The sequence below is a fragment of the Clostridium sp. ZBS2 genome (assembly GCF_023845855.1).
Lineage (GTDB): Bacteria > Bacillota > Clostridia > Clostridiales > Clostridiaceae > Clostridium > Clostridium aquiflavi.
On record NZ_JAMQIF010000010.1, the window covers coordinates 169962 to 190546 of the forward strand.

At 27.2% G+C, this 20585-nt stretch carries 20 protein-coding genes; 3 read left to right on the forward strand and 17 right to left on the reverse strand.

What is annotated here, in order from left to right; all coding sequences use genetic code 11:
* Window positions 1-106: 106 nt before the first annotated feature.
* From NG918_RS07170 to NG918_RS17205, 3 genes are all read right to left on the reverse strand, one after another.
* Window positions 107-391, reverse strand: a complete 285-nt coding sequence (locus NG918_RS07170; protein WP_252213927.1) for an ArsR/SmtB family transcription factor — start codon at window positions 389-391, stop codon at window positions 107-109.
* Window positions 392-690: 299 nt separating this feature from the next.
* Entirely contained in the window at window positions 691-1191 is a 501-nt protein-coding gene (locus NG918_RS17200) for an STAS domain-containing protein (protein ID WP_252225503.1), read from the reverse strand.
* Between the two features lie 17 nt (window positions 1192-1208).
* On the reverse strand, window positions 1209-1466 hold the full coding sequence (locus tag NG918_RS17205) for a SulP family inorganic anion transporter (RefSeq protein ID WP_252225504.1): 258 nt from the start codon (window positions 1464-1466) through the stop codon (window positions 1209-1211).
* 170 nt (window positions 1467-1636) lie between these two features.
* Between NG918_RS17205 and NG918_RS07185 the strand changes: the two genes are divergently transcribed.
* Window positions 1637-2179 carry a recombinase family protein gene (locus NG918_RS07185; protein ID WP_252225505.1) on the forward strand — a complete coding sequence of 181 codons (543 nt, stop codon included), beginning with the start codon at window positions 1637-1639 and terminating at the stop codon, window positions 2177-2179.
* 196 nt (window positions 2180-2375) lie between these two features.
* Here NG918_RS07185 and NG918_RS07190 read toward each other — a convergent pair whose 3' ends face one another.
* The 6 genes from NG918_RS07190 to NG918_RS07215 all read right to left on the reverse strand — a co-directional run bounded on the left by NG918_RS07190 (window position 2376) and on the right by NG918_RS07215 (window position 8072).
* A complete protein-coding gene (locus NG918_RS07190) occupies window positions 2376-2573 on the reverse strand; it encodes a DUF4177 domain-containing protein (RefSeq protein ID WP_252213931.1) in 198 nt (65 codons plus the stop codon).
* Between the two features lie 164 nt (window positions 2574-2737).
* The gene (gene arsB, locus NG918_RS07195; protein WP_252225506.1) at window positions 2738-3787 is read right to left on the reverse strand and encodes an ACR3 family arsenite efflux transporter; all 1050 of its coding nucleotides are present in this window, start codon (window positions 3785-3787) and stop codon (window positions 2738-2740) included.
* A 12-nt stretch (window positions 3788-3799) separates the two neighbouring features.
* Window positions 3800-5455, reverse strand: a complete 1656-nt coding sequence (locus tag NG918_RS07200; protein ID WP_252225507.1) for an FAD-dependent oxidoreductase — start codon at window positions 5453-5455, stop codon at window positions 3800-3802.
* Window positions 5456-5558: 103 nt separating this feature from the next.
* Entirely contained in the window at window positions 5559-7307 is a 1749-nt protein-coding gene (arsA, locus tag NG918_RS07205) for an arsenical pump-driving ATPase (protein WP_252225508.1), read from the reverse strand.
* Between the two features lie 64 nt (window positions 7308-7371).
* On the reverse strand, window positions 7372-7740 hold the full coding sequence (gene arsD, locus NG918_RS07210) for an arsenite efflux transporter metallochaperone ArsD (protein WP_252225509.1): 369 nt from the start codon (window positions 7738-7740) through the stop codon (window positions 7372-7374).
* 14 nt (window positions 7741-7754) lie between these two features.
* Complete coding sequence (locus NG918_RS07215; protein ID WP_252225510.1) at window positions 7755-8072, reverse strand: ArsR/SmtB family transcription factor; 318 nt, start codon at window positions 8070-8072, stop codon at window positions 7755-7757.
* Window positions 8073-8489: 417 nt separating this feature from the next.
* On the opposite strand from NG918_RS07215, the gene NG918_RS07220 reads away from it, so the two are divergent.
* On the forward strand, window positions 8490-8984 hold the full coding sequence (locus tag NG918_RS07220) for a flavodoxin family protein (protein ID WP_252225511.1): 495 nt from the start codon (window positions 8490-8492) through the stop codon (window positions 8982-8984).
* A gap of 328 nt (window positions 8985-9312) precedes the next feature.
* Here NG918_RS07220 and NG918_RS07225 read toward each other — a convergent pair whose 3' ends face one another.
* From NG918_RS07225 to NG918_RS07260, 8 genes are all read right to left on the reverse strand, one after another.
* The gene (locus tag NG918_RS07225) at window positions 9313-9780 is read right to left on the reverse strand and encodes a chemotaxis protein CheX (RefSeq protein ID WP_252213941.1); all 468 of its coding nucleotides are present in this window, start codon (window positions 9778-9780) and stop codon (window positions 9313-9315) included.
* The gene (locus tag NG918_RS07230; RefSeq protein ID WP_252213943.1) at window positions 9762-10637 is read right to left on the reverse strand and encodes a response regulator; all 876 of its coding nucleotides are present in this window, start codon (window positions 10635-10637) and stop codon (window positions 9762-9764) included. The genes NG918_RS07225 and NG918_RS07230 overlap by 19 nt, the downstream gene beginning before the upstream one ends.
* Window positions 10638-11011: 374 nt before the next feature.
* A complete protein-coding gene (locus NG918_RS07235) occupies window positions 11012-12274 on the reverse strand; it encodes a uracil-xanthine permease family protein (RefSeq protein ID WP_252225512.1) in 1263 nt (420 codons plus the stop codon).
* Between the two features lie 314 nt (window positions 12275-12588).
* Complete coding sequence (locus tag NG918_RS07240; RefSeq protein ID WP_252213947.1) at window positions 12589-13371, reverse strand: lysozyme; 783 nt, start codon at window positions 13369-13371, stop codon at window positions 12589-12591.
* Window positions 13372-13657: 286 nt separating this feature from the next.
* Entirely contained in the window at window positions 13658-14521 is an 864-nt protein-coding gene (locus NG918_RS07245) for an MBL fold metallo-hydrolase (RefSeq protein ID WP_252213949.1), read from the reverse strand.
* Between the two features lie 15 nt (window positions 14522-14536).
* On the reverse strand, window positions 14537-15370 hold the full coding sequence (locus NG918_RS07250) for a methyl-accepting chemotaxis protein (protein ID WP_252213951.1): 834 nt from the start codon (window positions 15368-15370) through the stop codon (window positions 14537-14539).
* A gap of 397 nt (window positions 15371-15767) precedes the next feature.
* Window positions 15768-17603, reverse strand: coding sequence for an ABC transporter ATP-binding protein (locus tag NG918_RS07255; protein WP_252225513.1), 1836 nt, complete (start codon window positions 17601-17603; stop codon window positions 15768-15770).
* Entirely contained in the window at window positions 17596-19827 is a 2232-nt protein-coding gene (locus NG918_RS07260) for an ABC transporter ATP-binding protein (protein ID WP_252213955.1), read from the reverse strand. The genes NG918_RS07255 and NG918_RS07260 overlap by 8 nt, the downstream gene beginning before the upstream one ends.
* 354 nt (window positions 19828-20181) lie before the next feature.
* Between NG918_RS07260 and NG918_RS07265 the strand changes: the two genes are divergently transcribed.
* On the forward strand, window positions 20182-20571 hold the full coding sequence (locus NG918_RS07265) for a MarR family winged helix-turn-helix transcriptional regulator (RefSeq protein ID WP_286673972.1): 390 nt from the start codon (window positions 20182-20184) through the stop codon (window positions 20569-20571).
* The last annotated feature ends 14 nt before the right edge of the window (window positions 20572-20585 follow it).

Genomic DNA, 20585 nt, shown 5'->3' on the forward strand with positions numbered 1-20585 from the left:
AGCTAGCTCTATAACATTATTATACATTAACGCCTAGAACATATCAAGTTTTTTTGATATGTGTTTTCACGCCCCCAATATTTTTTTGATTTTATACAAAATTTTATTACTTAACAATATCATTCATAACCTCTTTAGATAAATACTTTTCTAATTCCTCTTTATTAATACTATAGTGATTCCACTTACCACATCTCTCCATAGTTATAAGATTAGAATCTAGTAACATTTTTAAATGATATGACAATTTTGATTGAGGTATGTCAAAATGTTCAACCAAAGAACATACGCACATGCTATCTTTTTCACTTAATTTTTTAATTATATTTAATCTTGTGATATCAGATAAAGATTTAAATACACTTTCATACTTATTCATATCTATCTTCATTAATAACTCGCCTCACATAATTTAATAATTTAATTTCTATTTTAATGTTAACACTCTAAAATGTAAATATACTTTTTTTATTCTTTAGGTTTTATTTCTTAATCTTCAAACAAAAATATAACCTAAGTTATCCTCATATTATTTATAAATACAAACTCTTAAAAAATAAAAAAGGGAGTTATCAAAATAAATTATTATATAAAAATATTTATTTAATAACTCCCAATATATTATAAATTATTAAGTTTTTAAATAAAATTTTACTATGAAAAGTCACTTGTATCCTTAATCTATAAAATTTAATGATCACTAACCATATCAAATTTTCCTGCTTTATTATGAACAGACATTCTATCTATTAATTCTAAACATTGAGTACTCATTCCCATTAAATTAGTCTTAATTCCATTCTTATGGAATTTAATCACTACTTTATCTATACTATCAACTGCTGATTCATCCCAAATTCTAACTTTTGAAAGATCTATATCCACAGTTTCTACATCATCTATAAAATCAAAACTATTAATAAATTTTAAGGTAGATGCAAAAAATAGCTGTCCTTGCACTAAATATACTGTTTTTTTATCTTCATTTATTTTTTTAATACTAATTTCAGATATCTTAGCTGCAAAGAATATAGAACTTAAAATTATTCCTATAATAACTCCATAAGCTAAATTATGTGTTAATAATACTGTTATAACTGTTGATATCATTACAAATGTATCTGATTTAGGTACTTTCCTTATTCGCTTTATTGACTCCCAGTTAAAAGTACTTATTGATACAACAACCATAACTGCTCCTAATGCCACTACTGGTATTTTTTTACTAAGCTCGCTAATACTAATGCCATAGCACCAGCGGCAGCTGATATCATACCTGTTCTACCACCAAAAATTGATATAACTAAAGAAATGCAAAAAGATGCATACACTCCAACCATAGGATCAACTCCTGCTACTATAGAAAACCCTATTGCTTCAGGTATTAATGCCATACATACAACAATCCCTGCAAGGATATCACCTCTAACGTTTGAAAACCACTCTGCTTTTAAATTTTTATTCAAATTTTTATACACCTCACATTTAATTTTTCTCTTGTAAAAACTTATTTTTATTTTGTGCAAGAATCATTTTAACATATATCGTCCCAAAAAGGAACTATTTTAAGACTAATTTTATTTTATTAAAACTATGATATAATAAAATAAATTCTTTAAATATCAGGAGAATAAATATGTTAATTGGATACATGAGACCATATGAAGAAGATTCAAACTGTGAGATTCAGTTAAATAACTTAAAAAAAGCAGATTGTGAAATTATTATTGAGGAAGATCATTCCTCACCAAAGAAAAGATCAAAACTAAAAGATACAATAAATACTCTAAATAAAGGTGATAAAATAATAGTCACAAAACTTTTTAGCTTAGCTGATTCAACTCGTCATTTAGTTGAACTATTAGAAATAATAGATAAAAAAGAAGCGTTTTTTCAATCTATTAATGAAAAAATTGATACAAGTAATAAGAATGGATATACTTTTACTGAAATTATAAAACATCTTGTTAAATTTCAAAGTGATGTTATAAGTGAAAAAACAAAAAAAGGATTATATGAAGCAAAGCAAAAAGGAGTAACTCCAGGAAGACCAAAGAAACCTGATGAGAATGTAAAACGTGCTATTGTTATGTATGAAAGTAAAAAATATAGTTTAAGTGAAATAAAAAAAGAAACTGGAATTAGTAAATCTACATTATACAGATATTTAGAACATTAATTACCTAAAATTATACAATTAAAGAATAGCTATACTTATGAGGAAATATCGCCAATCACAAAATAATTGGCGATATCAAAACATTTTTATTTTTTTGAATGTGCCTTAATTATTTTTACATTAATACTAATTCTGTTATGTAATATATTCGTTTTATATTTACTCTATACTGCATACTCCATATCTAACCAGAATATTATTGTACTTTTCTTTTAAAAGTTATTACATCATCATATAATTTTGGCATCCATCCTTTCCCTTCTTGTTCTTTATGTAAAATACCTACAAGTTCCCACCCTTTTGATCCATAATTATCAAGTTCTTGCTTTAATTTTTCTGGATCCTCTAAACTTTTAAAATCTGTAATACTTATAACATTATATTCCCATTCCATCTTTAAAACCTCCTTTTATTATTTATAAAATATTTTTAATATTAGTATTTCATATTTTCCTTGTTATTATTCTTTTATTAATTACAATCCCTAATAAATTCATACTATTATCTTTCAGTAAAATACATTTAAGTTTATTAATTATTCTAAAAATTTTATACTATCTAATTATTTTTAAACCACCCCTTAGTATTATTAGCTATTTTAACAAGAGCAAGCATTACTGGAACTTCAACAAGTACTCCAACTACAGTTGCAAGAGCTGCTCCACTTTGTAAACCAAATAATGATATCGCTACTGCTACTGAAAGTTCAAAGAAATTACTTGCACCTATCATTCCTGCTGGTGCTGCAATGTTATGAGGAAGTTTAAGTAATTTTGCTCCAACATAAGCAATAGTAAAAATAAAGAAAGTCTGAATTGTAAGTGGTACTGCTATTAATAAAATATGCAACGGATTGTTTAAGATAATATCTCCTTGGAAGGAAAATAATATTATAAGTGTTAAAAGTAATCCTATTATTGTTACATTGTCAAACTTCTTTAAAAATATATTATTAAAATAATCTTCACCTTTTTTCTTTATTAATACAGTTCTTGTTGTATATCCTAAAGCTAGCGGAATAACAACAAATAGTACTGTTGAAAGAAGTAATGTTCCCATTGGTACAGTTACATTACCAACTCCAAGTAAAAATGCTACTATTGGTGCAAATGCAATTAAAATTATTAAATCATTAACTGCAACTTGAACTAAAGTATAGGCTGCATCACCTTTTGTTAAATGACTCCATACAAATACCATTGCTGTACATGGCGCTGCTCCAAGTAATACTGCTCCTGCTAAATATTCTTTAGCAAGATTTACTGGTATAAAACTTTTAAATACAATGTAAAAAAAGAACCATGCAATTGCATACATTGTAAATGGTTTTATAAGCCAATTTGTTACACAAGTTAATATAAGTCCCTTTGGTTTTTTACTAGCATTAACTATACTTGTAAAATCTATTTTTAACATCATTGGATATATCATAAGCCAAATTAATATTGCAACTGGAATTGATACGTTATAATATTCAAATTTATTTAGTGTATCTGGTATTATAGGTAAAAATTTTCCTACCGCAATTCCAACAACAATACATGCTGCTACCCATAATGTTAAATATTTTTCAAATACACCTAACCCTTTTCCTTTATTTTCTGACATATATCTTTCCCCCTATTTATTATTTACTTTCTTTATTTTTGATCCTTTATAAAATTTGTGACCACCTGATAAATTATATACTTTTTTAAAGCCATGATTAATTAAAATATTTTGTACTGCATTTCCTGTAACACCTTTATTGCAATAAGTTACAGTAGTAATTCCTTTATCTAACTTAGCTAAATCATCTCTTAAACTACTATGAGGCATATTTTCTGCCATATAAACATGAGCTTCATCATATTGCTTAGTTACTCTTGCATCTATTATTTGAAATTTTTCTGTATTTTCAGTTAAATTTTTAAGTTCATTACTAGTTATAATTGGTCTGCTATTGTTTATTGCGTTATCTAAAATCATTCCTGTATAATGAACTGGATCTTTTGTAGTAGAAAATGGTGGTGCATATGCTAAGTCAAGATGGAATAATTCATCTACCTTTGCACCATAAGTAATCAATGTTGCAAATACATCAATTCTCTTATCCACCCCTTCATAACCTATTATTTGCACACCTAGAATTTTCTCAGTTTTCTTATCTGCAATAGCTTTTATAACCATCTCTTTTCCATGAAAATATGATGGTTTATCTGGTTTTATATTGTGACATACAACTATATCATATCCTTCAGACAACGCTTCTTTTTCAGATAACCCAGTATTTGCAATAGTCATATCAAACAATTTAAATATTCCTGTGCCTAAGTTGCCTTTATATCTTAAATTTCCTTTAGTTAAAGCATCACCTGCAATTCTACCAGTTTTATTTGCAGTAGATCCTAGTGGTCTATATATTGATTTTCCTGTTATTAAAGAAAAAGTTTCTATACAATCCCCACACGCATAAATATCTTTAATATTTGTTTCCATTCTATTATCTACTTTTATTGCCCCTGTAATGCCTATTTCTATTTTGCATTCTCTAGCTAAGTCTACATTAGGTCTAACCCCTGTAGCCATAATAACCATATCACTATCTAAAACAGTTTTATCTGCAAGTATTACTTGCTTTTCTGAAATTTCACTAATATCAGTATCTTTAATAATTTTTACATCTTTCTTCTTTAATGTATTCTCTAAATACTGTGCCATATCTTCATCTAAATTTGGTGTTATTTTATTAGCCTTTTCAATAATTGTCACATTTAATCCATCTTCAAGTAAATTCTCAAGCATCTCAAATCCAATAAAGCCTGTACCAACTATTACTGCATTTTTAGGCTTGTTATTAATAATAAAGTTCTTAATATTTCTAGCACTTTGTACATTTCTTAAGAAAAACACATTTTTATTTTCTATACCTTTTATATTAGGCATAAATGGCAGTGCACCTGTTGCTAATACTAATTTATCATAAGTATCCTTAAACACTTCATTAGTATGTAGATTCTTAACAGTAATATTTTTTTCTAAACTATTAATATTTAATACTTCATAACCTGTAAAAACATCAATATTGTATTTCTTTTTAAAAAATGAAGGATTCCTTGGAGTAAGTTCATCAAGTTCTTTAATTTCTCCACCAATATAATATGGCAAGCCACAACCTGAATAAGAAATATCTTTATCTCTTTCGTATATTACTATTTCAGCAAAATCATCATTTCTACGTGCTTTAGCAGCTGCAGATGTTCCTGCTGCTACTGCTCCTATAACTATTATTCTCATTTTTTCCTCCTTACTTTTAAAACAAACTTATTGCTTTATCATCTCTATTAATATTATTTATCCCACCACAAAATTTCATTCATTAATGTAGTGGGATAATACTTTAATCTAATAATTCTTTAAGTTTATCTCCCTTTACTTCTTCTGCTTTCCACTGAATTACTGCAAAATTTCCATTTGATATTTTATTTACTTTATTTATCCACTTTATCTCATTGCTAGCCTTAGCTTTTAATATGTCATTACTAGTATTTGTAGCATAAAGACTTGAATTTATAACCCACCATTTACTATAAATTTCTGCTCTATTTAAATCTTCTTGAAGTCTCATAGCTTCATAAACTGGTGTTGTTTCTGCTAAGGTTACAATTATAACTTCAGTTTCTTTATCATTTTTTAATTTTGGTAAAAGTTTTATAACTGATTCTGGAATATCTCCTTCTGATCTAACAATTTCCCTATTATAACTTTCAGTTGATTCTAATAGTAATAAAGTATGCCCTGTTGGAGCTGTATCAATAACAACAACCTCATTTTCTGATCTTTCAACTATTTCAGCAAAAGCCCTAAACACAGCTATTTCTTGAGTACATGGTGATCTTAAATCCTCTTCAACATAAGCTATATCCTCTTCACTCATATTGTTTTCTCTTGCTTTAGCTAACACTTCTTCTTTATATTTTTCAAGTTCTTCCTTTTCATCAATATTACTTAATGAAATTCCATAACTTTCATCTAATACAAATTTTAAATGTCCAGCAGGATCAGTTGTTGTCAAATGTACTTTCTTACCCTTTTTTGATAATCCAAGTGCAATTGCAGCAGCTATAGTAGTTTTTCCTACTCCACCCTTGCCCATTGTAAATATTACTTTTTTATCATTTTTATATAAATCTTCAATTATACTATTTAGTTTTGGTATTTCAGTTACATTTAAAATTTCATTGTCTATTACAATAGAATTATCTTTTAACAATGATCTTACGTTTTCTAATCCTGTTATATTATAAGGCCTTAGAGGAATTTCAAAAGTTTCAATATTCTTTAATCCTTCTGGAATATCTTTTAATGCATTTTCTTGTTTCTCATAAATGGATTTAGACAAATAATCATCACACTGTTGAAGTACTCCATTTACAATTAAAACTTGATTTTCAACTCCAATATCTTGAAGTTCCTTCGATGCTCTTTCTGCTTCTTTTAAAGGGGTTATCTCTGGTCTTGAAACAAGTATAAGTGTAGTTTTTTCTTTATCAGCTAAAGTCTTAACTGCTTTTTTATACATCTCTTTTTTATCTTCTAATCCTGCAAGTTGACCAAGACATGATGCCCCATGAGTACTTTCGCTAATAAAATTACTCCACGCTGAAGGTAATTGAAGCATTCTTAATGTATGCCCTGTTGGAGCTGTATCAAAAATAATGTGATCATATTCATTACTTACACTTTTATCTGTTATCATTAATGAAAATTCATTAAAAGCTGCAATTTCAACTGTACATGAACCTGAAAGTTGTTCTTCCATATTATTTAAAACAGCTTCTGGTAACTTTCCTCTATAAGGAGCTATAACACTTTCTCTATATTCAGCAGCAGCATCTTCCGGACTAAAATTTGCAACTTTTAAATTAGGAACATCTTTTATTTTAACTCCCTTGTTATTTAATTCTGTATCAAATACATCCTGAAGATTTGAAGCTGGATCTGTACTAACAAGCATTATTTTCTTTCCTAAATCCGCTAAATTAACTGCTACTGCACAAGCAGTTGAAGTCTTTCCTACTCCACCTTTACCTGTAAAAAACAAATATTTTGTTAAATCTAATTTTTCTAAATCAAATAATTTAAACATTTTTATCTTCCTTTCTTTATATATTGTAATATATGATACATAAAATCATTATTTTTATCTATAATTAACAACATCCACCTTTACAGTTACATTTAGTAGGTCTCTTTATATTTGCTTTTAAATAATCCTCTGGTATATTTAATAATTGACAAAATTCTTTATTACTAGGATAACTGCCCATTTTAACAATCTTACCATTTACCATAATAATAGGAAGAGCCTCTAAGCCCTTTGTCATTAGTATCTGGTTTATAATTGTATTAGTTACAAATATTTGAGGATTACTTGTAAGATTGTATCTTTCAACTATTATCCCTTTATTTTTTAAAGTGTTTAATACTGTTGCAACTCTTAATAATTCTGGATTAACAGATGGACCACATACACCAGTTGAGCAACACATAGCTGGATCAAAAATAATCATTTTTTTCATATTAATTCACTCCTTTATTTGCATTCATATTTTGTTTTATCATTGCAAATACAGTCCTCTGTATTTGCAATGATGTTCATCAAGAATAAAATTAGATTATTACATATATTGATATTCAAACAGTAGTAATTCCAAGATCTTTCTTTTCTAACATTTACTATTTCGCAATCAATTAATACCTTCATATGATGAGATAATGTTGGTTGAGTAAATTCAAAATTTTTCAATATATCACATGCACATCTTTCTCCACAAGATAATATATCAATAATTTCTAATCTATTTGGATCAGAAAGTGCTTTAATAATTTTGAAATTATTCTCATAGTTCAATAAACTCACTCCCTTATATAGATATTCATCTATATATAATATAGACCACCATCTATGTGAAGTCAATGATAATATTATATTTAGTATCTACCATTTGCATATTAATAAACATTTATCTATGTATTATCTTTTTATGCAGTAACTTTAATAAATGTTCATAAAATTATTCTATTAAATTCAAATTTATTTTTATTTAAATAATACACATAAATTTAAAACTTATACATTGGATTTTGCTCTAATTATAATTAATATTCCTCTCTCATCCCCCTTAAATCAACTCCTTTTTTTCTTAAATATGCTATAATATCCTCATATTATAAAAATATAAATTTATAAATAATCTATATATATACTACTTAGAAAGGATGTGACTTACTAGAAAGTTTATATAATTACACTTTCTAGTTGCAATTTATGAAAATATCTATAATTTATTTTAGTAAAACTGGAAAAACAAAAGAGATGGCAGATGTTATTGCTTCTAGCATGAAGCTAGAAAAAAACATTGAAGTAGGAATTTTTGATCTTGATAATATTGACTATAATTTTGTTGATAAAAGCAATGCTGTAATCTTTGGAACACCAACCTATCACGCCAATATGTGTTGGCAACTAAAAAAATGGTTTGATGAATCTTCAAATTGCAATCTTAGTGGTAAAATCGGAGCAGTCTTTGCAACTGCTAACTTTGCACAAGGTGGTGCTGATACAGCTATCTTAACTATAATTAATCATATCATGGTTAAAGGTATGCTAGTTTACTCTGGGGGTTCTTCTTTAGGACAACCTTATATACATTTAGGTGCTGTTGCATTAAAAGAAAATTTTGAAGAAAGCAAAGAAATGTTTAAGATATTTGGAACTCGTATAGCTCAAAAAGCAAATGAACTATTTGCAAATAATAATTAATTTTCATTTTAATCTATATTTTAAATGTGTGTTTGTATATAAAAAGTAGCATATACCAACACTCTGCTTAAAACAATCTATTATTTATATTGCTTTTATAATAAAAATTGGCTCTGTTTTAAATGTGTGTTGATATATGCAATAGGTAAAGTGGCATTGTAATTGGACTTTGAGAATTCTCAATGAATATTGTCACATTTACTGCTTGTCCCAATTTTATATTGGAAACAAGCTAAAATGGGACTATANNTTAGCATTCCTAAGTTCAATTACTCCGCTCACTTTGCTTATGCATATATCAATACTCTACTAAAACAGAGCCTAAAAATTAAATTGTATTCTTTATTAAAGAAATATTAACATCTATAACAGCTCCATTAATCTCCATAGATATGCATACTACTTTATCCGAACTAGAATTTGCAGTAAATTTTCCATGTATAAGAGTTGGTGTAGATATATCTACATTTACATTATTATTTGAAAAATTAGTTGAAGCATTCGCTGTAAGCATATTAACAAGTTCAGAAATAGCACTTTGTGCTAATTCATTAAATTCATCTACTGGCATTCCCATCATCATGGCTGATGCAATTTTTTTTGCATCTTCTTCATTCATAGTATATATAATATTTCCTTTAATATCTCCAATAAGTCCTATTATAATTATAACTCCTGGGCTTTCTATAAATCTGCCTTTTTCACTTACTCCATTTTTTTTAATATCACTTAAACCTAATTGAGGCATTACGTTTGTAAATGCATCTACTATAGGATTTATATTATTGACATCCATTCACTTTCACCTCTTTTGAATCCTATGTTTATTGATAAATCTCCAAATTTAGTTTTAATCTTTGCAGAATAATTGTTATCTATTTCTGCTTTTGATATATTTATTGATTCACCGTGAAATGTAGTTGGTGGTGCTACTCTTAATCCAAATACTTTATTCTTTTTATTTATCATTGAGCATGCATTTCCTGCAAACATATTGGCAATTTCCGCTACCACATTAAGTAATTCTTTCGTATCTTTAGCTTCTCTCTTTAATAATGTTGTTACAATATTTTGAGCTGTTTCAAATGACATATCTATAATCATTCTTCCTGAGTATTTTCCTATAATCCCCATAACTGCCACAATGCCTTCGCTGTGTATCTCTTTATCAGTATTATAATCATCAATAACTTCAGCATCTGTTTTTGTTAATTTGCTAAATAAATTTATTATAGATTCTTTAAATACATTTGGATATAAAAGTTCTAATTCTGAATGAAGTTCTTCATCCCCCATAACTCTATTTATTAACAACGTTAATTCTTCTGAATCAACTGGTTTTTGAATATAACCTGATATTTTTGTTTTCTTAGCTTTTTTTATAAGTTCATCATCCATCATTGCACTAACAATAATAACTTTAATACTATCATCAATTTTGTGTATTTCTCTTGTGCATTCAAAACCATCAGTACCTGGAATAGTCATATCCATTGTTATTAAATCAGGTTTTAATTTCTTAGTCTCTTCAATAGCTTCCTCTAGCGATTGAGCTTCTCCAACAACATTAAACCCATTTTCTGTTAATGCATCTCTAAGCAATGCTATTTGAAATGGTGAATCATCAACTATTAAAATTTTTATATCTTTCATATGTTATTCCACCCCTTTTATCATATAATATAGGATTTATTAATATTTAATAGAACTTTTTATACTTTAAATTGTAATCAATCTAACCTTATAATTTATATTTAATATTTCGAGTGTATTCAACATTTCTTAATAGTTAAAAGCTATCTCTCTTAATTTTTTAATTAATTTTATAATCATTTTAATATTTTATTTGATTTATATATATATGTCTTTTTTAAAGCATATGAAAAAACTAATATAAAAATAAAAAAGACTATATCATTTCTATAACTAAATACTTACAGAAATGATATAGTCTTATACTTATACTCCGCCCACTTTGCTTATACATATATCAATACTCCGCTAAAACAGAGCCTTTATTTATTATTTTATTTTTTGAAATTCACTCTGTTTAATATTAAGTTTAATGCTACTCCAACAATTGCTGCAAAGCTTAATCCTGATATAGATACTGTATCATTTATTCTTATTCCTACTAAAATTCCAAATTTTTTCTCTATGAAAGTTCCTAAAAGTCCTATTACTAGTATTGTAATAATTACAAGTAAATTTCTCCAATCTATTTTCACTTTTTGATATTTTATAGTATTAAATCCAACTAATGAAATCATAGAAAATAACATTATACTTATTCCACCCATAACAGCTTGTGGAATTGTGCTTATTGCAGATCCAAACTTACCTATAAAGCTTAGCATTATTGCAAATATAGCTGCTAATCTTAATATTGATGGATCATAATTTTTAGTAATTGCTAAAACTCCAGTATTCTCTCCATATGTAGTATTAGCTGGCCCCCCAAATGATGCTGCTATCATAGTAGCTAGTCCATCTCCTAGTAACGTCCTATTTAATCCTGGCTCTTCTATGAAATTTTTTCCAACAACTTGACCATTTGTTGTTATGTCACCAATATGTTCCATAAAAGTAGCTAGTACTACTGGTACAATAATCATTATCGCTCCTAAATCAAATTTAGGTAATGTAAAATGTGGAATAACTATAATGCTCGCTTCTGAAATTGCTTGAACATTAACATACCCTATAAAATAAGATACTATATATCCTACAATAACCCCACATAATATTGATATTTGAGATATAAATCCTTTTCCTAAATATTTTACTGATAAAGTTACTCCTAATGTTATAACTCCAATGATTAAATTGTCTTTAGCCATATTTATAGCTGTTGGAATTAAATTTAATCCTATTACCATAATCATAGGTCCAACAACTTGTGCTGGTAATACATATTTTATTTTATCAGTACCAATTTTTTTGATAATAAAAGACATTAAGACATAGATTAGACCTGCTATCATTATTCCACCTTGTGCATATCTTAAATCGCCATATGTTTGTCCAACAGCGCATATTACTGGAATGAATGCAAATGATGAGCCTAAAAAGACTGGAACTTTCATTTTTGTACAAATATGAAATACTAATGTTCCAATACCTGCACAAAATAATGCTACCGAAATATCAAGACCGGTTAAAATAGGAACTAAAACAGTTGCTCCAAACATTGCAATTAAGTGTTGTAATGCTAATACTAACTTGCCCCCTGTTTTTTTCCACGAAATTTCTCCGAATTGCTCTTTTGTAATACTTATAATTTCTGACATAAAAAAAATACCTCCTTAAATAAATAAGAGGAAAATACTATTATCTCCCCTTTTTAGCCTCTCTGGACTAAATTAAAAGTTCTTGTCAAAATTTTTAACAATATGAAATTGTATATAAAAATAATTATCTATTCTTATATTTTATTCTTTATCTTATTATAGCTTAAATTTTTTAAAAGTAAATAATTTTTTATAAATTCTCTTAAAATTAATAATTTACTCAAAAGAGTAATTATAGTATTTAAGGTTTAATATAACCCATAAAATTATAATTACCCTTAAATTTAATTTCTAGTCTTTAGTGTACATATTTATTATATATTACCTCTATAATCTGCACTTAAGAACATGGCAGCCTCTTTAGTTCTTCTTCTATAAAGCCCTTCTATTCTTTTTCCTCCACCATTACTCCAAGCTTGAAAATTAGAAGTAATTATATCTTTATCTCTTATTCCTGCAATTATATTTTTATATAGTGTAGAACCTAGCAATCCTACTACCCCACAATTATATGCAAAGCTTACTAATGCATCTAGTTCATTTTGTTTTAAACTTATATTTTTATCATCTAAATCTTTTTTTATTATTTTAGCATATTTATTGTTAATTAAATTTTTTAACATTTCACTTGCTTTACTTTCAGTTATACTAGATAACCCCTTTATTTCATCTCCAGTCATTCCATAACCTAATGTTAAGACTCCAACCATATCATAATATGGTTTTGAAAAAAAACCCTCCCAAGATTTTATAAAATCAATACAAGCATCAGATACTAAAGTATTTTCTAACATACTACCATCTTTATCAAAAGTATACTGTTTCCCATTAATACTTGCAGTACAATCAATATAACATTTTCCTTTATAGCCATTACTAGATTCCTCAAGATAATACCAAATTTCCTTTAGCTTAATCCATCCAGTTTGCATTATTCCATTGGAATCCATATAATACCATAATCCATCTTTGTCTTTTACCCACCCAGTCTGCATTATTCCCTCATCATTTAAATAATACCATTTCCCATTTTCTTCATACCAGCCTTTTATAACCTTTCCATCTTGACCTTCTACACACCATTTCCATTGTGTCATATTTAATCCTCCTTGGTTAAAAATAGAATTATCTAATATCTATATTTTTATTTAAGGATTTTAATCTATTAAAATTTTAAAATTATATATTTTAACTTAAGAATTAACACATACTACATAATATGAAATTCATATTTAAGCGGTTACTATTTAATATATATTTTTTAATTATTGTAGCTATCTTTTAATTAATTTATAAATGAAAAGGAACCGTCATCAGCTAATGATTTAAAAAATCATTCTGAGACAGCTCCTTAAATTTATTAAGTAATTTATATCCTAAAAATTAATCTAATTCTACTATTGTACCTGTTCTATTAGTAAATGAAGTTTTACATTCCTCATTAAATATTTCTACTGCTTTTTCACCAGTACAATGAGATAATCCTAATAATTCAACACCTGATTTCTTTAAATAATCCACTGATTTTTTTATTCTATCATCATCCGCTTCTATAAGATGTGTACCACCTATTATTCCTACTATCTTTTCATTAGTTCTTTCTTCTATGGTTTTTACCATATTTAAAAATCCTGGATGTGCACATCCAAGTAATATAACTAAACCTTTTTTAGTTTTTATTCCTAAAGCGATTTCTTCATCAAATGTATCAACTATATATTCATCATTAACTTTACGTTGCATATTAGGGTTTACTTTTTCGAATTCATAGTACTTATTAAAATTAGAGAATACAAAAATATTATCGCATATTTCTAAAATATCTTTTTCTAAACTTTCTACAGAAACACCTTTACTCTCTATATAATTTTTATCAAAGTCTGTTCCTATATAAGCATATCCTGGTTCTTTTGAAAAATCTGATTTAAGACTTCCATCTGAATAATGATATTTATCTGTTCTTTCAAAAAAATGCTTGCTTACTATAAGTTTAGGTTTTATATTATAAGTTTCTAATAATTTTTTTACTCCTCCACAATGGTCATAGTGAGCATGACTTAAAACCATAATGTCTGTCTTTTTGAGATCAATATTTAAGTTTACTGCATTTTCAATAAAATCTCCTGTCTTTCCTGTATCAAACAAAACATTGCAACCACTTCCTTCAATAAACATAGAAAGTCCATGTTCATTCTTTAACTTTTCATCCTTATCTTGTGTATTTTCTATTAAAGTAGTTATTTTCATTTTGACCCCTCCATTTTATATTTCTGATGCAAATTCTTTTAGAAGTGTTGCAGTAGAATTAAGTTCTTGAACTGCAGCTGTAAGCTCTTCAATTCCCGATGCTTGTCCGTCTAATAATAAATTTGAAGCATTAAATCTATTATATATTTCATTTATTGAACTTTGTATATTACTCAATATTTCGTTAATCTCATTTATAGATTCGCTACTTGATTGAGATAATTTTCTAATTTCATTAGATACTACACTAAATCCTTTTCCATATTCCCCTGCCCTAGCTGATTCTATAGCCGCATTTAAGCCAAGCATGTTAGTTTGTTTAGCTATACTTTCTATAAACTTTAAAACATCATCTGTTTTTTTATAATTATCATTGGTAATTTCTATAAACTTCTCTATATCTGAATTAGTTGCAGATATTTTTTGAAGTCCAGAAGACATATCCAATAAATTACTTCCTATTTGTGCTAATGAATCTGATAAAGTATTTGACATATTAGATATTTTTTCTTTTCTCTCAACACTCATACCAATTACTATTGTTCCTGCTATTTTATTATCTTCAAAAACTGGAATTGCTATTGTCTTTAGTGTTACTCCAAATACACTTTCTGGTACCATAATAGATACTTGTTTTTTAGCTTTTAGACAAACATCAGCTGCACATCCTTCTGGAATTATATCGCCTGTTTTAGATTGCATTTTTAAGTTTGTACTGTCTTTAACTAATAAAAATCTTTCCGTATTAGATATTGTAAAAATTAATTCATCTTCAAAATAATATTTAAAACAAGGCATTAATGTGTAAAATGCCTGCATTAATTCATTATCTGCTATTTTATTTATCATAAAAATCACTCCTAATTATTTTATGTAATTATTATTATTACTAATACATAAATTTTCTATTTAAGTATTAATTATTACTTATTAGATTGTATTTTTTTCTAATGTTAGTTTTATTGTATGATATCATTTACACCAATTTCAATATTATATCACTTTTTGGTTATTTTTCATAATTTTTCATTATTAACGTATTTGTTTTAAAGTATAATGATATACTAAACTTACTAATTAAATATGTACTACATTTATATATTCGATATTTTTCAATATAAAAATAAGCCTAAATATTAAAATAATTAATATTTAGGCACTTTTTATACTATATATTTAAGTATTTCTCTACATTATCATTTGTTTTAAATTATATTTTTTAAATTTTAATCCATTTATAAGATTTTTACATTGCTTTTGCCTTTTCAAACTGTGAATTATAAAGGTTCGCATAAAATCCATTATTAGTTAACAGATTTTCATGATTTCCTTGTTCTATAATATCTCCATCCTTCATTACAAGAATTAGATCAGCATCTTTTATAGTTGATAATCTATGAGCTATAACAAAACTAGTTCTTCCCTTCATTAAATTATCCATTGCCTTTTGAATAAGTAATTCTGTTCTTGTATCAACCGAACTTGTTGCTTCATCAAGAATAAGAATCTTTGGATCAGCTAATATAGCTCTTGCTATTGTTAATAATTGTTTCTGTCCCGCTGAAACATTACTTGCTTCTTCATTTAATTCCATGTAATATCCATCTGGTAAAGTTTTTACAAAGTTGTGAACATGAGCCGCTTTGGCTGCTTCAATCACTTCTTCATCAGTTGCATCTAATTTACCATATCTGATATTTTCCATTATGCTTCCGTTATATAACCAGGTATCTTGTAATACCATACCAAATGCCTCACGAAGTTCACTACGATTAAAGTCTCTTAAATCATTATCATCAATTAAAATTTCCCCTTTATTTACATCATAGAAACGCATTAAAAGTTTAATTATTGTTGATTTACCAGCTCCTGTTGGTCCTACAATTGCAATCTTTTGTCCCTTTTTAATTTTAGCACTAAAATCATTTACTATAATTTTGTCTTTATTGTATCCAAATTGTACATTTTTAAACTCTACATTACCATGAACATCATTAATGGATACAGGATTTTTAGCAAATTGATCTTCTTCTTCCTCATCTAAAAATTCAAAAACTCTTTCAGCCGCAGCTGCTGTTGATTGTAGTAAATTTGAAACCTGAGCGATTTGACCAATTGGTTGAGTAAAGTTCCTACTATATTGAATAAATGATTGAATATTACCAACTGTAATTCTACCATTGATTACAAAATATCCACCTAAAATTGAAACTGCTACATAGCCAAGATTACCTACAAAAGTCATTATTGGCATCATAAGTCCTGATAAAAATTGAGATTTCCATGCTGACTTATATAATACATCATTAGATTCTTCAAATTCATCAATTACCTTTTGTTCTTTATTAAACACTCTAACTATATTTTGGCCGCTAAAGACTTCTTCAACTTGACCATTTACATGACCTAAATACTTCTGTTGTGCCTTAAAATGTTTTTGAGATTTCTTAACAACAAATCCTATGATGGCCATAGAAATTGGTAAGATACACAAAACTACTAAAGTCATTATCCAGTCAATGCTAAACATCATTATCATAATACCTATAACTGTTGTAATTGATGTTATAAGTTGAGTAGCACTTTGATTTAAGCTTTGAGATAGTGTATCTATATCATTGGTGAAAATTGATAATACTTCACCATGTGTTCTGCTATCAAAAAATTTCATTGGCATACGATGTATTTTTTCTGATAATTCTTTTCTTAATGTATATGTCAACTTTTGAGAAACATTTGTCATTAATATTCCTTGTATAAAAGAGAATATTGCACTAATAACATATAAACAAATTAATGCTCCAAGTATTTTTGCAATTTTATCAAAGTCAATACCTGATCCTCCAGATACTTTTCTCATTAATCCTTCAAACAATTCTGTAGTTGCATTACCTAAAATTTTAGGTCCTACTATAGAAAATATTGTACTACCAATTGCAAAAACAAATACAAAAATTATAGGAATTTTATATTCACTTAAGTACTTCATCAATTTACTCATAGTACCTTTAAAATTCTTGGCTTTTTCTCCTGCAACCATTTTACCGCCCATTGGACCTTTTCTTTGCGTACTCTTACTCATTTTCAAGTTCCTCCTTTGAAAGTTGTGATAAAGCAATTTGCTTATAAACCTCACAGGATTTTAATAATTCTTTATGAGTTCCTTTTCCTACTATTTTTCCTTCATCTAAAACAATAATTTGATCAGCATTTAATACTGTACTAATTCTTTGAGCTACAATTAAAATAGTACCATCTTTTATTTGTTCATTTAATGCCTTTCTAAGAACTATATCTGTCTTATAATCAAGAGCAGAAAAACTATCATCAAATATATATATTTCTGGTTGCTTTGCAATTGCCCTTGCTATTGATAATCTTTGTTTTTGTCCTCCTGATACATTGTTTCCACCTTGAGAAATTGGACTATTATATGTGTCATCCTTTGCTTCAATAAATTCAGTAGCTTGTGCAACTCTAGCTGCATTTATCATTACTTCTTTTGGAGCATTTTCAGCACCATATTTAATATTTGATTCTATTGTTCCTGAGAATAGCATTCCTTTTTGAGGAACATATCCAATTTTATCTCTTAAATCATGTTGTGTAACATTTCGTACATCTATGCCATCAACTATGATCTCTCCTTCAGTTGTATCAAAAAAACGAGGTATTAAATTAACCAATGTTGTTTTACCGCTACCTGTGCTTCCTATAATTGCTGTAGTTTGTCCTGGTTTTGCAGTAAAATTAATATTACTTAAAACATCTTCTTCTGCATTTGGATATCTAAAGTTAACATTCTTAAATTCTACATAACCTTTTTTATTATACTCAAATGATTTAGCCGATACAGGATCTTTTATAAGTCCTTCTGTATCTAAAACTTCTGCAATACGCTTTGCTGATACTGCAGCACGTGAAATCATAATTGATATCATTGAAAGCATTAAAAATGCCATTATAATTTGCATTGTATATTGAATAAATGCCATTAAGTCTCCAACTTGCATTGTTAAATTTTCTATTTTACTAGCACCAACCCATACAATTAAAACTGTGATTCCATTCATGATAAACATCATTGCAGGCATCATACAAGCCATTATCTTATTAACAAATAAATTAACGTCTGTTAACTCCTTATTTGCTTTATCAAAACGTTCTTCTTCATGTTTTTCTGTACTAAATGCACGTATTACAGGAATTCCTGTTAAGATTTCTCTAGCAACTAAGTTTATTTTATCAACTAATTTTTGTAATTTTTTAAATTTAGGCATAGCTATTGCAAATAACACACTTACAAGACTTAATATAGACAGTATTGCTACACCAATGACCCAAGACATTGTACTATTGGTGTTTAAAACTTTTATAAATCCACCTATCCCAAGAATTGGGGCATATAATACAAATCTAAGTACCATTACTGTAAGTATTTGAATTTGTTGAATATCATTAGTACAACGTGTAATTAATGATGCTGTTGAAAAATCATCAAATTCTTTATTTGTAAATCCAACAACTTTCTTAAATACACTGCTTCTTAAATCTCTGCTAAATGCAGCTGCAACTCTTGAAGCTATCAATGTTACAAGTATTGTTGCCATCATGCTAACTAATGCAAATCCAAGCATTTTTGCTCCAGATGAGAATATATAATTAGTTTGGTATTTATCCATATTAACACCAATTTTAGTATATTCATTTTTCACAAAAGAAACTGCCATTTGATCAATGCTACTATCATCTAACTTACTAAACATTTCATTCATGCTTGATGTTATTTCTTTAAATTGTTCTTTTGGCATAACTTTAAATATATCAAAGATATTTGCATCTTCCTTTAATACTCCAGGGGGGAATGAACTAATCATTTGGTTTTCCATAGCCTTAACTTTATCTGAGTCACTTTCAAAATTAGAAACCATAACCATCGGTTTTCCAAGTATTGAATTTAATTCTTCAATTTTATCTTTATCAATATTTTTTAATACATAAAGATTTTCTTCTTCTAATAAAGGATATTCTTCATCGGAAGTAGATCCCTTGTTAACCAAGTCATAATTTTCTAGTACTTCTTTATAATCTTTGTCTTCCATAAACAAAGAAAGTCTCTCCATTTCACTTTCTCTAATTACATCTGGAGTTATCTTATCTACTCCTCCATGTTGAATACCTACATTAACAATATCAGAAGTATATTTAGGTAAAGTCAAATCACAAACTGCTTGCCCTACCAATAAAACTAATATAGCTAAAATAAGCCAAACTGATTTCTTTAAATGTTTTAATAATTTAAGCATATCCTTTTATTCCTCTCTTCTTATGTTGATATTAGATAATTTTTAAGTTAAAAAACTTTATAATACTTATCCAATTTCTAAAATCACTTGATAATTAACAGACATTACTAACTGATTATTATTTTAAAATTGTCAACATTTATTTACTATGAAAATTATCTTACAATGAAATTCCATCTATGTCAATAAGTATTTACTGTAAATATTTGTTGACCTTTTTGTAATTAGAATATAAACTTAATATAAATACAAATATGTAAAATCTGAATGAAATGTTAGGTGATTTTCTTGAAAAATGAAGATACTTTAGAAATTTTAAATGAATTAATGGATCTATCTGTTTTTATGAAAAAAATGATAATTAGACCCATCGAAACAAACCCAGTGATTAATATCAGTAGATTACAAATGCAAACATTATGTATCTTAGATAAATTTAATTCTATTAATATGACTAATTTAGCTAAGGAACTTATGATTACCAAGCAACAAGCTACTGGTATCGTAAACAACTTGGTTAATAAAGGACACGTAAACAGAGTTGTTAATCCTGAAAATCGTAAAGAAATTTTGCTTAATAATACGGAATCTGGTACAAGAACCATTAAAATTATTAAAGATCATATGACAGACAAGTTATATACATATTTCGATATACTAACATCTGAAGATAAGAAAAAAATTATTGAATCTTCAAAAACAATAAAACACATTATAGGAACAATTGACAAACATGATATGTAATTAAAATAAGTTTA